The 17,959-nt window shown below is 57.3% G+C and carries 19 protein-coding genes; 12 read left to right on the top strand and 7 right to left on the bottom strand.

Going from position 1 to position 17,959, the window contains the following annotated elements; translation table 11 throughout:
* Positions 1–44: 44 nt before the first annotated feature.
* Both ASQ50_RS10200 and ASQ50_RS10195 read left to right on the top strand, forming a co-directional pair.
* On the top strand, positions 45–668 hold the full coding sequence (locus ASQ50_RS10200; protein WP_058092873.1) for a YbhB/YbcL family Raf kinase inhibitor-like protein: 624 nt from the start codon (positions 45–47) through the stop codon (positions 666–668).
* A gap of 135 nt (positions 669–803) precedes the next feature.
* Positions 804–1,655 (top strand): UDP-2,3-diacylglucosamine diphosphatase, encoded by an 852-nt coding sequence (locus tag ASQ50_RS10195; RefSeq protein ID WP_058092917.1) that lies wholly within the window; start codon positions 804–806, stop codon positions 1,653–1,655.
* 58 nt (positions 1,656–1,713) lie between these two features.
* Here the strand turns inward: ASQ50_RS10195 and ASQ50_RS10190 are convergent, their stop codons facing one another.
* The gene (locus ASQ50_RS10190; RefSeq protein ID WP_058092872.1) at positions 1,714–2,319 is read right to left on the bottom strand and encodes a TetR/AcrR family transcriptional regulator; all 606 of its coding nucleotides are present in this window, start codon (positions 2,317–2,319) and stop codon (positions 1,714–1,716) included.
* Between the two features lie 120 nt (positions 2,320–2,439).
* On the opposite strand from ASQ50_RS10190, the gene ASQ50_RS10185 reads away from it, so the two are divergent.
* Together ASQ50_RS10185 and ASQ50_RS10180 are read left to right on the top strand one after the other, a co-directional pair.
* Complete coding sequence (locus ASQ50_RS10185) at positions 2,440–2,991, top strand: carboxymuconolactone decarboxylase family protein (RefSeq protein WP_058092871.1); 552 nt, start codon at positions 2,440–2,442, stop codon at positions 2,989–2,991.
* A 241-nt stretch (positions 2,992–3,232) separates the two neighbouring features.
* Positions 3,233–3,907, top strand: coding sequence for an FAD-binding oxidoreductase (locus tag ASQ50_RS10180; RefSeq protein WP_058092870.1), 675 nt, complete (start codon positions 3,233–3,235; stop codon positions 3,905–3,907).
* A 30-nt stretch (positions 3,908–3,937) separates the two neighbouring features.
* Here ASQ50_RS10180 and ASQ50_RS10175 read toward each other — a convergent pair whose 3' ends face one another.
* The 3 genes from ASQ50_RS10175 to ASQ50_RS10165 form a co-directional block, all read right to left on the bottom strand.
* A complete protein-coding gene (locus ASQ50_RS10175; protein WP_058092869.1) occupies positions 3,938–4,609 on the bottom strand; it encodes a TVP38/TMEM64 family protein in 672 nt (223 codons plus the stop codon).
* Positions 4,610–4,704: 95 nt separating this feature from the next.
* Positions 4,705–4,980, bottom strand: a complete 276-nt coding sequence (locus ASQ50_RS10170) for a zf-HC2 domain-containing protein (RefSeq protein WP_058092868.1) — start codon at positions 4,978–4,980, stop codon at positions 4,705–4,707.
* The gene (locus tag ASQ50_RS10165) at positions 4,974–5,594 is read right to left on the bottom strand and encodes an RNA polymerase sigma factor (RefSeq protein WP_058092867.1); all 621 of its coding nucleotides are present in this window, start codon (positions 5,592–5,594) and stop codon (positions 4,974–4,976) included. Before ASQ50_RS10165 ends, ASQ50_RS10170 begins: the two co-directional genes overlap by 7 nt.
* A gap of 189 nt (positions 5,595–5,783) precedes the next feature.
* Here ASQ50_RS10165 and ASQ50_RS10160 point away from each other — a divergent pair, with 189 nt between their 5' ends.
* From ASQ50_RS10160 to ASQ50_RS10125, 8 genes are all read left to right on the top strand, one after another.
* Positions 5,784–7,979 carry an FAD-dependent oxidoreductase gene (locus ASQ50_RS10160; RefSeq protein ID WP_058092866.1) on the top strand — a complete coding sequence of 732 codons (2,196 nt, stop codon included), beginning with the start codon at positions 5,784–5,786 and terminating at the stop codon, positions 7,977–7,979.
* A gap of 82 nt (positions 7,980–8,061) precedes the next feature.
* Positions 8,062–9,033 (top strand): radical SAM protein, encoded by a 972-nt coding sequence (locus tag ASQ50_RS10155; RefSeq protein WP_058092865.1) that lies wholly within the window; start codon positions 8,062–8,064, stop codon positions 9,031–9,033.
* Positions 9,034–9,316: 283 nt separating this feature from the next.
* A complete protein-coding gene (locus ASQ50_RS10150) occupies positions 9,317–10,720 on the top strand; it encodes a sodium:solute symporter family transporter (protein ID WP_058092864.1) in 1,404 nt (467 codons plus the stop codon).
* Between the two features lie 21 nt (positions 10,721–10,741).
* On the top strand, positions 10,742–11,698 hold the full coding sequence (locus tag ASQ50_RS10145; RefSeq protein ID WP_058092863.1) for a hypothetical protein: 957 nt from the start codon (positions 10,742–10,744) through the stop codon (positions 11,696–11,698).
* A gap of 147 nt (positions 11,699–11,845) precedes the next feature.
* Positions 11,846–12,361, top strand: a complete 516-nt coding sequence (gene ectA / locus ASQ50_RS10140) for a diaminobutyrate acetyltransferase (protein WP_058092862.1) — start codon at positions 11,846–11,848, stop codon at positions 12,359–12,361.
* A gap of 180 nt (positions 12,362–12,541) precedes the next feature.
* Positions 12,542–13,810 (top strand): diaminobutyrate--2-oxoglutarate transaminase, encoded by a 1,269-nt coding sequence (ectB, locus tag ASQ50_RS10135; protein ID WP_058092861.1) that lies wholly within the window; start codon positions 12,542–12,544, stop codon positions 13,808–13,810.
* Positions 13,811–13,860: 50 nt separating this feature from the next.
* Positions 13,861–15,312, top strand: coding sequence for an aspartate kinase (locus ASQ50_RS10130; RefSeq protein ID WP_058092860.1), 1,452 nt, complete (start codon positions 13,861–13,863; stop codon positions 15,310–15,312).
* A gap of 241 nt (positions 15,313–15,553) precedes the next feature.
* Positions 15,554–16,546 carry an RNA polymerase sigma factor RpoD/SigA gene (locus ASQ50_RS10125; protein ID WP_058092859.1) on the top strand — a complete coding sequence of 331 codons (993 nt, stop codon included), beginning with the start codon at positions 15,554–15,556 and terminating at the stop codon, positions 16,544–16,546.
* Positions 16,547–16,548: 2 nt separating this feature from the next.
* Here the strand turns inward: ASQ50_RS10125 and ASQ50_RS10120 are convergent, their stop codons facing one another.
* From ASQ50_RS10120 to ASQ50_RS10110, 3 genes are read right to left on the bottom strand one after another with little or no spacing between them, the layout of a single operon-like run.
* Positions 16,549–17,004, bottom strand: coding sequence for a DUF3429 domain-containing protein (locus ASQ50_RS10120; protein ID WP_058092858.1), 456 nt, complete (start codon positions 17,002–17,004; stop codon positions 16,549–16,551).
* Entirely contained in the window at positions 17,001–17,306 is a 306-nt protein-coding gene (locus ASQ50_RS10115; protein ID WP_058092857.1) for a DUF6482 family protein, read from the bottom strand. The genes ASQ50_RS10120 and ASQ50_RS10115 overlap by 4 nt, the downstream gene beginning before the upstream one ends.
* A 57-nt stretch (positions 17,307–17,363) precedes the next feature.
* Complete coding sequence (locus ASQ50_RS10110) at positions 17,364–17,948, bottom strand: DNA-3-methyladenine glycosylase I (RefSeq protein ID WP_058092856.1); 585 nt, start codon at positions 17,946–17,948, stop codon at positions 17,364–17,366.
* Between the last annotated feature and the right edge of the window lie 11 nt (positions 17,949–17,959).

Genomic DNA, 17,959 nt, shown 5'->3' with positions numbered 1-17,959 from the left:
CGATGGCTGAATCAATCAAAAGCCGCTCGACAGGAGAGACGATCGTGAAACTAGAGGTTCGTGGTGTAGAAGAGGGACAACCCATCCCGGAGAAGTTTGCCTTTGGGGTTTTCAGCGAGCAGGACCACATGAGCTTTGGCCCCAACCGAAACCCCGAGTTGGTCTGGTCTGGCGCACCGGAAGGCACCAAAAGCTTTGTGGTGATCATGTTTGATCCGGATGTGCCCAGTGTGGCCGACGATGTAAACCAGGAAGGCAAAACCGTGCCCGCCGACCTGCCCCGGGTGGATTTCTTCCACTGGCTACTGACAGACATTCCCGCCAATATCGGCCGCATCCCGGAAGGCGAAGACAGTGACGGCGTGCTGCCCAAGGGCAAGGACCACGGACCGGGGCCGATTGGCGTTCGGGGCGTGAATAATTACACCCAGTTCCTTGCCGGCAACCCGGATATGGCGGGCACCTATGCCGGGTATGACGGCCCCTGCCCGCCCTGGAACGACGAGATCATCCACCACTACCATTTCGAAGTGCATGCGCTGGATGTCGAAAGCCTGGGGCTGGAGGGTGAATTTGACGGCAACGATGTCCGCCAGGCCATGGCCGGGCACGTGCTGGCCAGTGCCCGGGTAACCGGCACTTACACCCTGAATCCGGACCTGCGTTAATGCCGTCGGTTGCCGGGCTGATGGTTTAGCGCCCGGCTTCATAAAACTGACTTGCCATTGTCACCCGGGTGTCACCGGAGCTTGCCAAGGTTGTTACAGGAAACCGAAGGCAGGCCTGACACCACGGGAGGCACCATGCGAGCGTATCGCAGCGTATTCATTTCCGATGTTCATCTGGGAACGGCCGATTGCCAGGCCGACTACCTGCTGGATTTCCTCAACAACGTTCGCTGCCAGACGCTGTACCTGGTCGGCGACATTATCGACCTGATCGCCATGCAGCGCCGGGCTCACTTCCCGGACAGTCATCGGCAGGTTATCCACAGGCTGCTGGAGCTCGCCGCCACGGGTACCCGGGTGGTTTACATTCCCGGTAATCACGACGAGTTTTTCCGGCGCTTCTGCGGTCAAACCTTCTCCGGCATAGAGCTGCAATACAAGGCGGTGCACACCACCGCCGACGGTCGTCAGTTTCTGGTTTGCCACGGTGACCAGTTTGACCAGGTGGTGCGATGCAGTCCTCTAATGCTGCTGGTGGGAGACCGCGCCCACGGCCTGTTGCTTCGCCTGAACCGCTGGTTCAATGCCTTGCGCAGGCTCCAGGGCAGGCCTTACTGGTCGCTTGCAGCCTGGATCAAAAGCCGGATCGGCAAGGCCCGAACCTTTATCCGGCGATTCGAGCTGGCGGCGCTGACGGCTGCAGAGAAAGGTCATTACCACGGTTTTATCTGCGGCCACATCCACTCGGCAGGCTTCCTGCGCAGTGAAGATGGCCTCTACTGCAACGATGGCGACTGGGTGGAGCATTGCACCGCGCTGGGTGAGCGGGACGACGGCAAGCTGGAGCTTTTGCACTGGTCAGAATCGCCGGTGACCCTGAGCCGGGAACCGGAACACCCCAATCCGGAACTGGCCGGTCACGCCCGGCCGGTGATCGACGCCCTGCCCGCGGCGTTTCTGGAGCAGTTGAATGGCCCCGTGCGCTAGCGGCTGATTGAACGGGGGGTAAGGAGCTTCAACTTGGCAGAGGACACCTGGCTGGAGTTCAGTTCTGTACCTTGTAGACCTCTAGAATTGCCGCCATGTCGTCGCCCAGGTGTTCCAGCTCAGTGGCCGACAGGTTGCGTTCAGCCATGGAGCGCAGCCCCATAATCTGACTCTGAAGCAGCCTTGCCAGCCGCCGGCAATCGGTCTTGGCGGCAATTTCTCCCTGATTTTTTGCACTTTCCAGCAGCTCAGCAAAGGACGTTTCAATGGCGGCCAGCACACTCTGGGCCTGTGAATACAGTGCCGGGTTGGTGTTGCTGGCTTCCAGCAGGGTTTTCACGATCAGGCAGGCGCGGGCGGGGGCGCAGTCAACGCCCGCGCAACTGCCGGCGATTTGCCGCAAATACGCCTGCAACCCTTCAACGATGCTGTCATAACCCGCCATGTGTTCTGAAAGGTCGGCTCCGCCCTGCTCTGCGTAATTGGCCAGAGCTTCGGAAAACAGGCCGTCTTTGCTACCAAACGTGGCGTAGATGCTGCCGGGGCGCATATCCAACGCCTGTTCAATCTGCTTCATCGAGCTGCCGTGATAGCCCTTGTGCCAGAACAGACTGACGGCCTTGGCCAGGGCTGTATCCCGGTCGTAGCTTGGAGGTCTTGGCATAACAACACCGCCTTCGTGTGAGCTTTGAATGTTCACTCAATTATAACTTGAGTGACTGCTCAAAAACAGATAGGCTTTAATTGTTGAGCGATCATTCATAAACTTGATTGGAGTACCGCAATGGCAGATTTCAAATTACACGATGCCCAGTCCGCTCCCGAGGAAGCCAAGCCGTTCCTGGAAAATTCCCAAAAGAACTTCGGTATGATTCCCGGCCTGCATGCGGTCATGGCGGAATCGCCGCAAGTGCTTGAGGCCTACCAGAAACTGCATCAGCTGGTACTGGACAGCAGTTTCACCAACGATGAAAAAACTGTGGTCTGGCAGACCATCAACGTTGAGAACGCTTGCCACTACTGTGTCCCCGCTCATACCGGGATCGCGAAGATGATGGAAGTGTCTGACGACATCACCAATGCTCTGCGTGACGAGACCCCACTTCCGAACGACAAACTGGAAGCGCTGCGTGATTTCACCCTGGCGGTCATGCGCAAGCAAGGCAATCTGAGCGAAGATGACCTAACCGCGTTTTTCGAGGCAGGTTACGATAACCGGCACGTTCTGGAAGTGATCATGACGTTGTCTCAGAAAATCATGAGTAACTACATCAATCACATTGCGAAAACACCGGTCGATGAGCCTTTCAAAAAGTTTGAATGGAAGAGGGCGTGATCTGAGCCGGTCCGAGACGCCGAGGTGAGTACGGATGTTGCCGCTGCACAGTTGAAATCTATGCCAGTCGCACAAACAACTACTAATGAACGTATATGAATGTCAGGGGCCGGATGGCCACCGCTGCGTAACGCACCACTATGGCTGCTACCGATTGGCATGCAGAGCTGGGCGTTTTGCAAGTCTTGAAGTGTCTATCCGTGCGCGCTCCCTCCGTTAAACACCAAGCACGAGGTGAACCATGAGTTACACGCTGGCAATCAAGGATATTCGAAACGTTACCCATGACGTCCTGCAGATTCGGCTCGAAAAACCGGAGGGATACGCCTTTACGCCAGGCCAAGCTACCGAGGTTGCCGTTGATTGCGAGGGTTGGCGGGAGGAGGGACGGCCTTTTACATTCACCTCCCTCGACACAGATCCCTTTCTGGAATTTGTCATCAAGATCTATCCGGACCACGAAGGCGTGACCGACCAGATCGGGCAGCTCAGTGCGGGCGACAACCTGATTATCGGCGACCCTTGGGGGACCGTCGAGTACAAGGGCGAGGGTGTGTTCCTGGCTGGCGGAGCAGGGGTGACGCCGTTTATCGCGATTCTGCGTGACCTGCATCGCAAGGGCCAGATCGGGAATAACCAGTTGCTCTTTTCCAACAAGACTGAGCGGGACATAATTCTGAAAGAGGAGTTCGAGACTATTCTGGGTGATCAGTTCACCAACGTCATTACGCAGGAAAAGCCCTCCAGTGAACACGTTTTTCTGGATGGAGTTATCGATAAGGCGTTTTTGAAGTCTCACATCAAAGATTTCGGCAAGCCTTTCTACGTGTGCGGCCCCGATCCGTTCAACAAGGCCATCATAGCCTCACTTGAGGAATTGGGGGCGAGCCCCGAAGCGCTGATATTCGAGAAGTAGGTCTGGTGAGGCTGGCCCACCCTTTTGTCGTTATTGATTTAGTTGCAGCCAACGGGCCAGCCTTGAGCCGGGGCGTCGGCTGATCGACCAGGGTAACCATACCATGGCGGCCAGAATTGCAGCGCCGGCCAGCACGGTCAGCATGGGGTTTAGCCTGAAGGTGTTCCCCAGCCCGGCGAAGACCACTGTCATTGGGAGCATGCCCAGTAGAGTCGCGACGGCGAAACGCCAGGCTTTAATGGCAGTAACGCCGGCGGCATAGCTGATCAGGGCAAAGGAAAATACAGGAATCAGCCGGGTCAGCAGAATTGCGATGGTCAGAAAACGCTGAGACCCATCCTGAGCCAGCACGGGGTTGTCGGGGAACCGTTTGCAGATGGCATCGCGGCCAAGGTTTCGGGCAATCCAGAAGGCCGCCATGGCGCCAACCAGCGCGCCGGTCGCCGCAATCGCTGTACCCCACACAACGCCGAAGGCAAGTCCGGCCGTTGCGCTGACAGGTAGGGTTGGGATGGGGCCCACCACCACCGCGATGATCATCAACATGATCAGCAGTAGAGGACCGATTGCGCCTTGGCTACCAAGCCAGGCGGACAGCACATCCGGAGAAAGGTTCGTTGGCATGCCCAGGTTCTGTAACAACCACCAGGATGCTGCCAGCGCAACAAGAACCACGACCAGAATTGTGATTCTGAGAGTCATTGAACAACCTTCAAGGAAGTGGCGGGTTAGCTCTGGCGTAACGGGGCTGATTACTCAAGCATGAGCGTGTCGCATCAGTGAAACTCAGGATATCACTATGATTGAGGCGTGTCGTTCGAGTCATTTGGGCCTTTGGCTTGAGTCTTCAGAGCCTCGGAAACCCGCTCATCAATCCGGCGAAGGAATTCCTCGTCTGCGCGCCCCGAAGAGTGCGCACTCAACAGATTACTGCTTGCTCGCAGGTTGCCAATAAACGTCCGGCAGTCCTTGCACATCATCAGGTGCATTTTCACAGACAGGTTCTGCCGGCCGCTGAGTTCGCCATCAATGTAGTCACTGGCAATTTCGGCCAGGTCCCTGCACATTAACATTCGCCCGTCTCCTGGAAGGTCTCCACCATGAGAAAGATCTTCTGCCTCGCACGGTGTAACAGTACACGAAGGTTAGAGGCACTGACATCCAGAATGTTACAGACGTCATCGGATTTATGCTGGTGAGCTTCGTATAGCATCAGAGCAGAACGCTGGGTTTCCGGCAGCGCAGACAGGTGTTTGTCCAGGCAATCGCTGAGGGCGCCATTTTCCATCAGGCTGTCTGCTGATTCATGGAACTGAAGTTTTGGAGGCAGGTCCCAACGGCCTCTGGCATTGAAGCGGTCGGCCAGTTCTGGCTCCAGGCTTTCCGAGAAATCCGTGGCCACTTCCCGATTGCTTGAACGCAGTTTGTTTTTGCACCGGTTGGCAACGATGCGGTGCAGCCAGGTTTTAAGGCCAGAACGGCCTTCAAACTTCTGGATGGCATCGATCACGGTTACCCAGCAGTCCTGGACAACCTCTTCCGCGCTGGAGTGGTCCAGGTAAAACCGGGCAACGGCCAGCATGCCGGGTGAGTATTCGCGTACTGCCCGGCGATACGCGCTAGGCTCGCCCTGTTTGAGGTCGTCGATCAGTGATGCTTCAACTTCAGGGCGTGCCGCTGTGTCCATGGGTTTCCGTCCCTTGTCGCTGTCAGTATGGCTGTTTGTCTTTGTATAGTGTTTCGGAATCGGCAAAAGTTCCGGTATTCTGTAGCGAATGCTCAAAAATAATAGTTCAGGGGCTGTGTAACATCCAGCCGGTGATCGTGTCTTGGCTATAACAGCGTATTGGTTTATTCAATTCTTACAGGCATGGATATGAATCGCAGCAAGCTTTTACTTCTTCTGATTATTGCCGCCATCGTGGGGATCTTTCTCGGATTCGATGGCCACAAACTTCTTACTCTGGAAAACCTCCAGTCGCACCAGAGTGCCATCGGGCAGTGGATTGACCAGAATCTGATACTGGCCGTCACCGGTTATGCGGTTATCTATGTAGTCGTGACCGCCCTATCCCTGCCCGGCGCCACCATCATGACCTTGGCCGGTGGTGCCTTCTTCGGCAACCTCTACGGTTTGGCGGCGGTCTCCATAGCGTCGACCGTGGGCGCATCCCTGGCCTTTCTGGTTGCCCGGTTCCTGATGCGGGATACCCTGCGCAAGCGCTACGCGGAAACAGTGGCCAAAATGGACCGCGGCATTGAGAAAGACGGCGCTTTCTATCTGGCCACCCTGCGCCTGGTGCCGGTGTTCCCCTTCTTCCTGATCAACCTGGCTATGGGCCTGACCGCCATGAAGCTGCGCACCTATGCCCTGGTGAGCTGGATTGCCATGTTGCCTGGCACCTTTGTGTACGTGAATGCAGGCACCCAGTTGGGTCAGATCCAGTCCACCGGTGATATTCTCTCGGCCAACTTACTGTTGTCCTTTGCCCTGCTGGGGTTGTTCCCGCTGATCGCCAAGTTTGTGGTGGGTTTCATCCGCCGCCGCAAAGTCTATGCCGGATGGCAGAAGCCGGAGCATTTTGACTACAACCTGCTGGTCGTTGGCGGTGGCTCTGCCGGTCTGGTCTCTGCCTACATTGCCGCCGCAGTGAGAGCCAAGGTGGCGCTGATCGAAAAGCACAAGATGGGTGGCGACTGCCTGAATACCGGCTGCGTCCCTTCCAAGGCCCTGATCCGCAGTGCCAAGGCAGCGGACACTATGCGTCATGCCAACCGTTACGGACTGGAATCGGTGCCCGTTAAAGGCTCGTTCAAAAATATCATGAACCGGGTCAAAGATGTTATCGCGAAAGTGGAGCCTCACGATTCCCCTGAGCGCTACCGGAAGCTGGGCGTGGACTGTATTTCCGGCGAGGCGAGTTTTGTGTCGCCTTGGGAGCTGGAGGTCAAGCATAACGACGGCCGCACCGAACGCCTGACCGCCCGCAGTATCATTGTGGCGACCGGCGGCAAACCTGCTGTACCGCCCATACCCGGCCTGAACGACATGCAGCCACTGACCTCCGATAATTTGTGGGAACTGGAGGAGCAACCGCAACGCCTACTGGTGCTGGGCGGCGGCCCCATCGGCTCGGAGCTGGCGCACGCGTTTGCCAGGCTTGGCTGCCGGGTGACCCAGGTGGAGAAAGGCGAGCGATTGTTGGCCAAAGAAGATGCTGATGTCTCTGAATTGGTGCTCAAACAGTTTGAATCTGACGGAATTGACGTCCGATTGAAACATTCCGCCGCCGAGTTCCGTATAGAGAATGGAGAGAAGGTCGCTTATTGCGATTATGAAGGCGAGAAGATCCGGATTCCCTTTGATCAGGTGTTGGTGGCGGTGGGGCGCGCAGCGAATACCTCCGGCTTGAATCTGGAAAGGATTGGTGTAGACACATTGCCCAACGGCACCGTGCCAGTGGAAGACGACATGAGTTTGCGGTATCCCAATGTGTTTGCCTGCGGCGACGTGGCTGGCCCGTATCAGTTCACCCATGCAGCGGCCCATCAGGCCTGGTACGCGGCAGTGAACGGGCTGTTTGGCCAGTTCAAGCGGTTCAAGGTGGATTACCGGGTCATGCCCTGGGTGACGTTTACTTCACCGGAAGTGGCGCGGGTTGGTTTAAGTGAAGCCGAGGCGCAGGAGCAAGGTGTTGCTTACGAGGTCACCCGCTATGGCCTGGATGATCTGGACCGGGCCATCGCCGAGAGCGAAGACTACGGCTTCATCAAAGTGCTGACGCCACCGGGCAAAGACAAGATTCTGGGTGCCGTGGTGGTGGGTGCCCACGCCGGGGAAATTCTTGCCGAGTTCACGCTGGCGATGAAACATGGCCTGGGGTTGAACAAGATTCTGGGCACCATTCACCCGTACCCGACCTGGAACGAGTCAGCCAAGTACGCGGCGGGTGAATGGAAGCGCGCCCATGCGCCCGAGGGTATTCTGAGGCTGCTGGAAAAGCTTCATGGCTGGCGCCGTGGCAAAGCCAGAGTCCGGCAGGAAAAGAATAAAGAAGTGACCACGGGCTGAGAGACATATCGGGCGATGTTGGTAACAAACCGACTTCGCCCGTGCCTGTGGCCTCACGAAACTGAACGACCGAGGAGCATCTATGCCCCTGACTTTAACGAGACCGGCCCGCAGTAAACGCATTCCGGCTGTGGAAGTCCTGGAACCCCGGGCGCGAGACAGCTGGACCCACACCCGCAACGGCGACCCCCGGGGTTACATCGACGCGGACAAGCTCAAAGAACTGTGGATACACACAGGCACCGCCTGCAACCTGGCCTGCCCCTTTTGCCTGGAGGGTTCCCATCCCGGTGATGGCCGCATTCCGGGCATGAAGCTCAGCGATGTAAAGCCGTTCATCCACGAAGCCATCGACATGGGCGTGGAGCAGTTTTCTTTCACCGGCGGAGAGCCGTTCGTGATCCGGGATTTCGTGAATATTCTGGATTACGCCAGCCAGCACCGGCCCTGTTTTGTGCTGACCAACGCCACCGAGCCATTGCATAAACGGCAACACCAGGTGTTGCCGCTGTTGGACAACCCCTACCCGATTCATTTTCGGGTCAGCCTGGACTTCCCGGATCGTGCCCGACATGACAAAGATCGCGGCGAAGGCAGCTTTGACCAAGCGCTGGAGGGTATCCGGTGGCTGATCGACCAGGGCTTCAAAGTGTCTATCGCCCGACAGACCGACCCCGGCGAAAACCCGGTGGAGGTGGAAGCCGCGTTCCGTGAGATTTTCCGTCAGTGGAACATTCCGGAGAACCTGGCGTTCACCGCGTTTCCGGACCTGGGCACGCCGGGATCTGAAGACGGCAGCCCGGAGATTACCGAGACGTGCATGGAGAAGTACCCGACCAAAGAGGCCCGTTCCCACTTCATGTGCACCTACACGCGCATGCTGGTGAAGAAGGGAGATCAGGTTCGGGTGTATGCCTGCACGCTGGTGGATGACGATCCGCAGTACGATCTGGGCGGCACGCTGGCCGAGAGCATGGACGAGCGGATTATGTTGCGGCATCACCGGTGTTTCTCCTGTTACCGGTTTGGGGCTAGTTGTTCGGCGCCTGGTTGATGTCTCGTTTCGGAGTTCTGGGGTTCTGGAGCTTTGGAGTTACGGCTGTTGGGGTTGGGGGATGCCCTCCAAAACAAAAATCGTGGATTTTTTAATGGTTTTGGAGGGCATCCCCCAACCCCAACGGCCTTGTTGAATACCGGTGGTTTACCGGAAAGCCGTTATCGATGTCGGGGGCGTTGAGCGGTGGAGGGGGTTCCAAAACCATTAGAAAATCCACGATTTTCGTTTTGGAACCCCCTCCACCGCTCAATGACCTGCACCAAAACAATGGAATAAAAAAATGAACTTTACTGAAGCCTCCCTGTTTTGGGGATTTCTGCTGGTGTACGGCGTGGTTATGTACGTGCTGTCGCCCAAGAGCAAGAACGCCAATTCGTTCTACAAAGGCGCGGATGACCACGGCAACCCGGTGGGCCAGTGGTCGCTCACGGCGAGTATCTTTATCAGCTGGATCTTTGCCAAATCGGTGACCAACGCCGCCAACCTCGGCGCCGCTTATGGCGTGGTCGGTGGCCTGGCCTACGCCAGTTACTGGTTGTCGATTCCGGTGGCGGGTTACGTTATCTATCTGATCCGCACTCAGACCGGGGCCAGGAGCCTGCAGGATTTTTTGACCTCCCGGTTTGGTCGGTTCGCAGCGCTGGCGTTTGCGGCGGCGATTCTGATCCGGTTGTATAACGAAGTGTGGAGTAACACCGCGGTGGTGGGCGGTTATTTCGGCTTGCCCGGTGAGTGGGAATACTACGCTGCGGCGATGCTGTTTACCGTTTTTACCCTGGCTTACAGCCTGAAAGGCGGGCTTCGGTCGTCGATTTTCACCGATGTGATTCAGGCCTTCGTGTTCGTGTTCTTTGTGGGCGCGGTGTTGTTCCTGATTATTCCGGCCAACGACACGAGCGCGCTGCTGACCAATGGCGAGTTCCGCCTGAACGCCGGCTTCGATCTGTTGCTGGTGGCTTTGCTGCAGCTGTTCAGTTACCCGTTCCATGATCCGGTGCTGACTGACCGGGGCTTTGTGAACAAGGAAAAGACCATGCTCAAGAGCTTCGTGGTGGCTGGCTTGCTGGGGTTTGTGGCGGTGTTTATCTTTAGTCTGGTGGGCGTGCACGCGCGCCTCAATGGCATCGAAGCCATGGGCAATGCGCCAGCGGCGGTTGGTCAATCCCTTGGTCTGGCGGCGCTGTTCTTTATGAGCGTGGTGATGATGACCTCTGCAGGCTCGACCCTTGATTCCACCTTCACCTCCCTGGCCAAGTCCCTGGCGGTGGATCTGCCCCGCTTGGCTCGTCGCGCCAAGGACAAACTGCCAAGTATGCGAGTGGGTGCGGTGGTGATGGTGGTGTTCGCGTTTCTTGGCAACCTGCCCATGTTCGCCGGAACCGACATCCTCAAGGCCACGACCATCTCGGGCACCATGGTGATGGGCCTGGCGCCGGTGTTCCTGTTCTATGGCTTTACCCAGTGGTCGCCCTGGAGCTTTCACCTCAGTTTCTGGACCGGGCTGGGGCTGGGTGTTCTGCTGGCGGCGGGCCTGATTCCCTCCAGCTGGGCGATTGGTGACGGTGCCTACGCCATGTTGCTGGGGGTGAATGCCTACGGCTTTCTGATCTGTACGGCGTGTTTCTTCCTGCCTTTGCTGCTGCGCCGCCTGGCCGGAAAGTCTGTGGTTGCTGAGGGCGCATGATAAAACGGGAGGGGGCAGGCAATGACTGATAAAGAAGGGCGCAACTGCCCGCTGGCTTACCGCTACCGGCCGGAAGAGCTTTGTCGGGAGCCCATCCACGTATCGGAAAGCGTGCTGTATGTTGTTGGCGGGCTATACGGCAACCCCTTTGCCCTGGATGAAATCGAATCCATGGTGCGGGCAGAGGAGCGCCATGGCCACCGGGTTAAATTGGTGTTCAACGGCGATTTCAACTGGTTCAACGCCAACAACACCCTGTTCCGCGAGATCAACAGCCGGGTTCTGGATCATACCGCGATTCTGGGCAATGTGGATTATGAGCTATCGCTTCCCAACGCCGGAGCGGGCTGCGGTTGTGCCTACCCGGAATACGTGGATCATGCTGTGGTGGCGCGTTCGAACCAGATGATGGAACGCCTGCAGGCACTGGCGGATCAACACCCCGATATCCAAAAGAAACTTTCGCTATTGCCAAGATACCGCTGCCTGATATTTGGAGGCCTAAAGATTTTGGTGTTGCATGGCGACCCTGAGTCGCTGGCCGGTTGGGGGTTGTCGCATGAAGCTTTCGCCGCCGGTAACAACCGGCAGTTGGCAAGTTGGTTTCGCGCCACCGGTGCCGATGTGATCGCGAGCACTCACACCTGCCTGCCGGTGCTTTGGTCTGGCGACGTAGATGGCCGCCCTTGTCTGGTGACCAATAACGGCGCGGCAGGTATGGGTAACCTCAGCTCTGACTCACGCGGTCTGATAACCCGCATTGGCTTTACAAGCCCCTTCTCTGAGCCTGTGGCAGGCTTGGCGCGGCCTGGGTTGCACGTTTCCCTGATGCCTGTGGCTTACGATGTGAATGCCTGGCTGTCGCAGTTTGACCGGCTCTGGCCGGAAGGCTCGCCTGCGGCAGTGTCCTATCGGAGCCGTTTGGTCGGTGGCACCGGCCTTGATCCTCGCAATGTGGTTTTTCCTTCCATTCCGTAACCAGTCTGTCACTGGCGAATGCTTCAATTCGGTCTATTCTGAAAGAATCGAACTCCGGTAGCTCCGGGTAGCTGTTGGGGGCGACTTGAAATATATTTTGTGGTCTATATAATTCAACTCTAACTTTTGAAGCGAATTGATCACGTTATGACATCAGAAGGATCGAATACCACCGCCATCACCTTGCGCAAACCGACAAAGGATGATGGCTACAGGCTCCATCAGCTGGTAGCGGAATGCCCGCCGCTGGACCCCAACTCGATTTACTGCAACCTGTTGCAGTGCAGCCACTTTGCCGAGACCGGCGTGGCCGCGGAGAAGGAAGGCGATCTGGTCGGCTTTATCTCCGGATACATCCCTCCCCAACAGCCCGAGACCGTGTTTGTCTGGCAGGTGGCGGTTCACGAGAAAGGTCGTGGCCAAGGCCTCGCCAAGCGGATGCTGAAGGAAATCGTGGGTCGCGAAGCGTGCACGAACGTCACGCATCTGGAAACCACGATTACCGAAGACAACGAGGCCTCCTGGGCGCTGTTCCGCTCATTTGCCCGTGATCTGGGAGCCGAGCTCACCTATCACGAGCACTTCGAGAAAGAGACCCACTTTGGTGGCAAGCACGATTCCGAGTTCTTGCTGCGCATTGGGCCTTTCACGAAACCTGTCTGAGAGCCCTGATTCACAGTCAGTGAATCGCCGTTCGCGAATCTGAAACAGCCGGCAGGCCACCCGGGGTGGGCCTGCCAAAGGGCTGACATCAACGCACGGCGGGCCTGTTGCGACCGACACGTTTTACCAGCAGGCGCCCCGCGCATTTACCTCGAACCTGACATGCTAAGAGGCAAGACAATGGAAATTTTCAAGTCCACTGAATCTGAAGTACGCGTTTATTCCCGTGCCTTCCCGGTGATTTTCAACCGCGCCAAGAACGCGCATCTGTACACCGAGGACGGCAAGCAATACCTGGACTTCCTGGCCGGTGCCGGCTCCCTGAACTATGGCCACAACAACGACATCCTGAAGAAAGCGCTGCTTGAGTACATCGAGGCAGACGGCGTGAGCCAGGGGCTGGACCTGTTCACCACCGCCAAGCACGATTTCATGGAAGCGTATAAAAAGTACATCCTTGATCCCCGTGGCCTGGACTACAAGATGCAGTTCACCGGCCCCACCGGCACCAACTGTGTGGAAGCGGCGATGAAGCTGGCGCGTAAGGTGAAGGGGCGCACCAACATCATTTCCTTTACCAATGGCTTTCACGGTGTGACCACCGGTGCGGTCGCGGCCACTGGTAACGAACATCACCGGGGCGGCGTTGGCATTCCCCTTGGCCATGTAGACTTCATGTTCTACGACGGCTACCTGGGTGAAGACGTTGACACCCTGACCATCATGGACAAAGTGCTGTCAGACAGTTCTTCGGGTGTTGAACTGCCGGCTGCAGTCATTGTTGAGGCGGTTCAGGGTGAAGGTGGCCTGAACGCTGCCCGTGCCGAGTGGCTGAAAGGTCTTTCCGAGCTGTGCAAGAAGCACGACATCCTGCTGATTGTGGACGATATCCAGGCCGGTAACGGCCGTACCGGTGAGTTCTTCAGCTTTGAGTTTGCCGGCATCAAGCCGGATATTGTAACCGTGTCCAAGTCTCTGAGTGGCTACGGCCTGCCGATGGCGCTGGTGCTGTTCAAGCCGGAGCTGGACGTGTGGGAATCCGGTGAGCACAACGGTACCTTCCGTGGCAACAACATGGCTTTCGTGACTGCCCGTGCTGCCGTTGAAACCTACTGGAAGGACGACGCCTTCGCTAAGGAGGTAAAAGCCAAGACCAAGGTGCTGGGTGATGCCCTGCAGGCTATCTGCGACAAGTATCCGGGTGAGTTCCGGGTGAAAGGCCGTGGCCTGATGCGTGGTATTGAAGCCAAACATGCGGACCTGACTGGCCCGATCACCAAGCGTGCGTTCCAGAAAGGCCTGATCATCGAGACCAGTGGTCCGAACGACGAAGTGATCAAGTGCCTGATGCCACTGACCACCAGTGAGGACGATCTGCGCCTGGGTGTGAGCATCCTGGCCGAGAGTGTTGATGAAATCATGCAGGAAGGTGTCAGCGAGGCGTCGTAAGACGCCCGCGATCCCACACTAACATTCCGCAGGATAGCAAAGGCGACAACATGACTACGGCACAACACACCGTCGAAAAGATCGGCGGCACGTCCATGAGTAACTATGAGGCCGTTCGCGACAATATCATCATTGCCAAGCGCAAGAAGAGCGACCTCTATCAGCGTATTTTCGTGGTCTCCGCCTACGGTGGCGTGACCAACGAGCTGCTGGAACACAAGAAAACCGGTGAACCGGGCGTCTATGCCCTGTTTGCCGATGCCGAATCGGACTGGGCCTGGGGTGACGACCTCACCAAACTGATCCAGTTTCTAACCGACATCAACGGCGAACTGTTCGAAGACCCGATGCTCAAGCAGCAGGCGGATCAGTTCATCACCGACCGCATTGAAGGGGTTCGCGGTTGCCTGATCGATCTCCAGCGCCTGTGTTCCTATGGCCAGTTCCAGCTGGAAGAGCACCTGTTGACGGTTCGGGAAATGCTTGCCGGTATCGGCGAAGCTCACAGTGCCTTCAATACGGCACTGAAGCTGCAGCAGGAAGGTATCAACGCCCGTTTCGTGGACCTGACTGGCTGGCGCGACAGTGAATTGCTGCCACTGGACGAGAAGCTCAAACAGGCATTCGACAACGTTGATCTGACTCGCGAACTGCCAATAGTGACCGGTTACGCCCAGTGCAAGGAAGGCCTGATGCGCACCTTTGACCGGGGCTACAGTGAAATGACCTTCAGCCGGGTGGCGGTGATCACCAATGCCCGTGAAGCGATTATTCACAAGGAATATCACCTGAGTTCCGCCGACCCCAATATCGTGGGCGAAGAGAAAGTGGTGCCCCTGGGGCGCACCAACTACGACGTCGCCGACCAGTTGGCCAACCTCGGGATGGAAGCCATCCACCCCCGTGCCGGTAAGGGCCTGCGCCAGAATGAGATTCCGCTGCGGGTGATGAATACCTTCGAGCCGGAGCACACCGGTACACTGATCACCGGCGACTACGTCAGTGAAAAGCCGCAGGTGGAAATCGTGGCCGGCGCCAAGGGCGTGTTCGCCATCGAAGTGTTCGATCAGGACATGCAGGGCGAGCCAGGTTCCGACCGCCGTATTCTGGATGTGCTGAATCGCTTCAAAGTGCGCTTCATGTCCAAGGACACCAATGCCAACACCATCACTCACTATGTGGACACCACGCTTAAGCATGTGAAACGTGTGGTCAAGGCGCTGGAGGAAGAGTTCCCCAATGCCGAGATCAGTACCCGTAAAGTGGCCCTGGTGTCTGCCATCGGCAGTGATATGAAGGTGCCGGGTATCCTGGCGCGATCAGTGAAATCGCTGGCCGACCAAGACATCAGCGTTCTGGCGATTCACCAGTGCATGCGACAGGTGGATATTCAGTTTGTGATTGAGGAAGACCACTACAACCAGGCGATTGTGGCCCTGCACGGTGCTCTGATTGAACCCCACAATCACGAGTACGCCATTGTGGCAGCTTCAACCACCTGAAGAATTACCCGCTGGCGAAACCGGTCGCTTTGCCGGTGGGTAATGGAGGACGTCTTGCCTCCTGATCGGGCGCCCGGTCGGCCGTTTTGCCTGGTGTTTTCACCGGGCAAGTAACATGGCCGGGCGTGACCGATCTCCTCACTTCCCCGCTCGTTTGTCTCGGTTTTCCACCCCTTCCAGGGCAATCTGCGCGCACGACCGCACCGTATATTCGACAAAGTTTCAACGGGTACCTTAGCCAATGCAGATACATGATCGGCAGGGACCGTCTCCGACTCTTCCCCACGATGGTGAAAGGGATTCCCTGGTAGGGTTGTACTTCAGGGATGCGTCCCGACATGAACTTCTCAGCGATGCCGCGGAGCGCCGCCTGGCGCGCCAGCTGATTCGCAGCTTGCGGGTGATCAGCCAGGAACTTTGCTTGCCCGCAGACACACCACAAACCCTTCGTGAAGTAGTCGGTAGCCTGGGGGACGCCTGCGCCTTCTCCAGCCGCTGTCGACGGGCCTATCACCTGGCCATGGCCTGTCGGCGCCGGCTGATTCAGTGCAACCTGAGGTTGGCGGTACACATAGCCCGCCGTTACAGCCAGCACGGTATCCCCATGTCTGACCTGATCCAGGACGCCAACGTGGGGTTGATCAAGGCGGTTGAACGTTACGACCCGGGTAAGGGGTTCCGCTTTTCAACCTATGCTTACTGGTGGATCAGCGAGGAGGTGCGCCGTTGCCTGCAACGTGGCGTGCGGGTAGTGCACACACCGGAGAACGTCGTTGAGGAAATACGCCAGCTCCAGAAAACTTCCATGCGGTTACATCAGGACTTGGGGCGCACGCCATCCCAGACCGAACTGGCCGAAGCCATGGAAGCCTCACCCTCGCGTATCGGCGAACTGAGAGCACTGGCAGCCCGGGAAGTGTCCACCGATGTGCCTTTGCTTGAAGACGGTTCCATTACCCTCGGCGACAGCCTGGCCAGTGGTGAAGCCATGTCGCCGGACCACCCACTGCGGCAGCGGGACCGGCAGGTTACCCTGCAGGCCATGATGGGGGAGTTGACTGAGCGGGAGAGGGATATTCTGTCCCGACGTTACGGGCTGGGCGTATCCGAACCGGAGACACTGCAAACCCTGTCGGATCAGTTGGGCATCAGCCGCGAGCGGGTACGCCAGATAGAGAAGACCGCATTAAAGAAACTGCAACAGTGGTTTTCGGAGCCGAACCACGGTGCCTGATATCAGGCACCGTGGTTAAGATAGAACCATACGCCGACGGTCACCTGGCAGGCGAGCACAACGGTGGTCAGCACCAGACGCAGTCGCAGATACCATACCGGCCAGTACGGCCGCATCCAGCGAGCATCGACAATGTAGAGCAGCAGGTAGGCGAAGGTGTATAGGGCAATCTTGTGGGGTGTTTGCAACAACAGGCCGACGCCGGCGGCGACGAAAAACAGTTGGCTCAGTAACATCGACACCAGTGGCGACTGGGGATAGGAGCGGTTCTCCAGTTGCAGGGCGATAGTCCAGTAGATGCCTGCCATGAAGGCGAGAATGCCAGCACTGTAGGCGTAGAACCAGCTCAGAATGATGATGCTTTTCCCCGGCATCGCAAACAGCCCGGCGGTTCCGGCAAGAAACGGTATCAGGCCGGCAATGCCGACCAGGATGGCGAGACGGGCAACTGCAATCACGACCGTTGCCTCTGAACCTGTATCCGCATGGGTTCAATTTCTGTTGGCTCCATACCCACCATTTCATGGTAGGCGGACGGGTGAACAATCTGGGTCTCACGCACGTCCAGATCGCTCAGGGTGTCCTGCAGTTGCCAGGCGCTGCGAAACAGGCGTGTTTTACCTTTGTCGTCAGACAACAGCATCAAGCCATCTGGCCCGTGCAGTCTGGCCATATAATGCTGGCCTTCCAGTGAAATAATCTCAAGCAGTTCAATAACCGGCTGCTCGAGATTCCTGAGTTGGTTGAGGGTGATGCGCACGGACTGGCTCCCGAAGTGGTGTTACCCAGGGATTTACGTGCAAGCGCTCCGGTAAGATCATTGTGACATCTCAAAGCAGGCTTGATAGGCCGGGCATTGAACCAGATGATCATTCACCATGCCCGTGGCCTGCATGAAGGCGTAGACGATGGTCGGGCCAACAAAGGTGAAGCCGGCTTTTTTCAGGGCCCTGGACATGGCCTCGGATTCTTTGGTAACCGCCGGAACTTCCTCGAATCGCTGCCAGGTGTTCTGGATTGGCTGGTGGTCAACGAACTGCCAGAGAAACGAGGAAAAGCCAATGCCCTGTTCCTGCAGTTCAAGGTAGCGTCGGGCATTGTTGATCACCGAACGTACTTTCAGTCGATTACGGATGATGCCCGGGTTCTGCAGCAGGCGTTGCTGGTCTTGCTCGGTAAAGCGGGCGACGGTTTCCGGATCAAAGTTGGCATAAGCGTCGCGATAGCTCTGTTGCTTTCGCAGGATGGTGATCCAGCTTAAACCTGCCTGCTGGCCGTCCAGGCACAGCTTTTCAAACAGCGCCTGGTCATCGTACTCCGGGCGGCCCCAGACGGTGTCGTGGTAGTGCACGTAGAGTGGGTCGGTGCCGCACCAGGGGCAGCGTTCGCTATCTTGGGTCATAACAGTGAGTC

This window comes from Marinobacter sp. LQ44 (genome assembly GCF_001447155.2).
Taxonomy (GTDB): Bacteria; Pseudomonadota; Gammaproteobacteria; order Pseudomonadales; family Oleiphilaceae; genus Marinobacter.
This window is presented reverse-complemented; position numbering and strand designations above follow the sequence as displayed.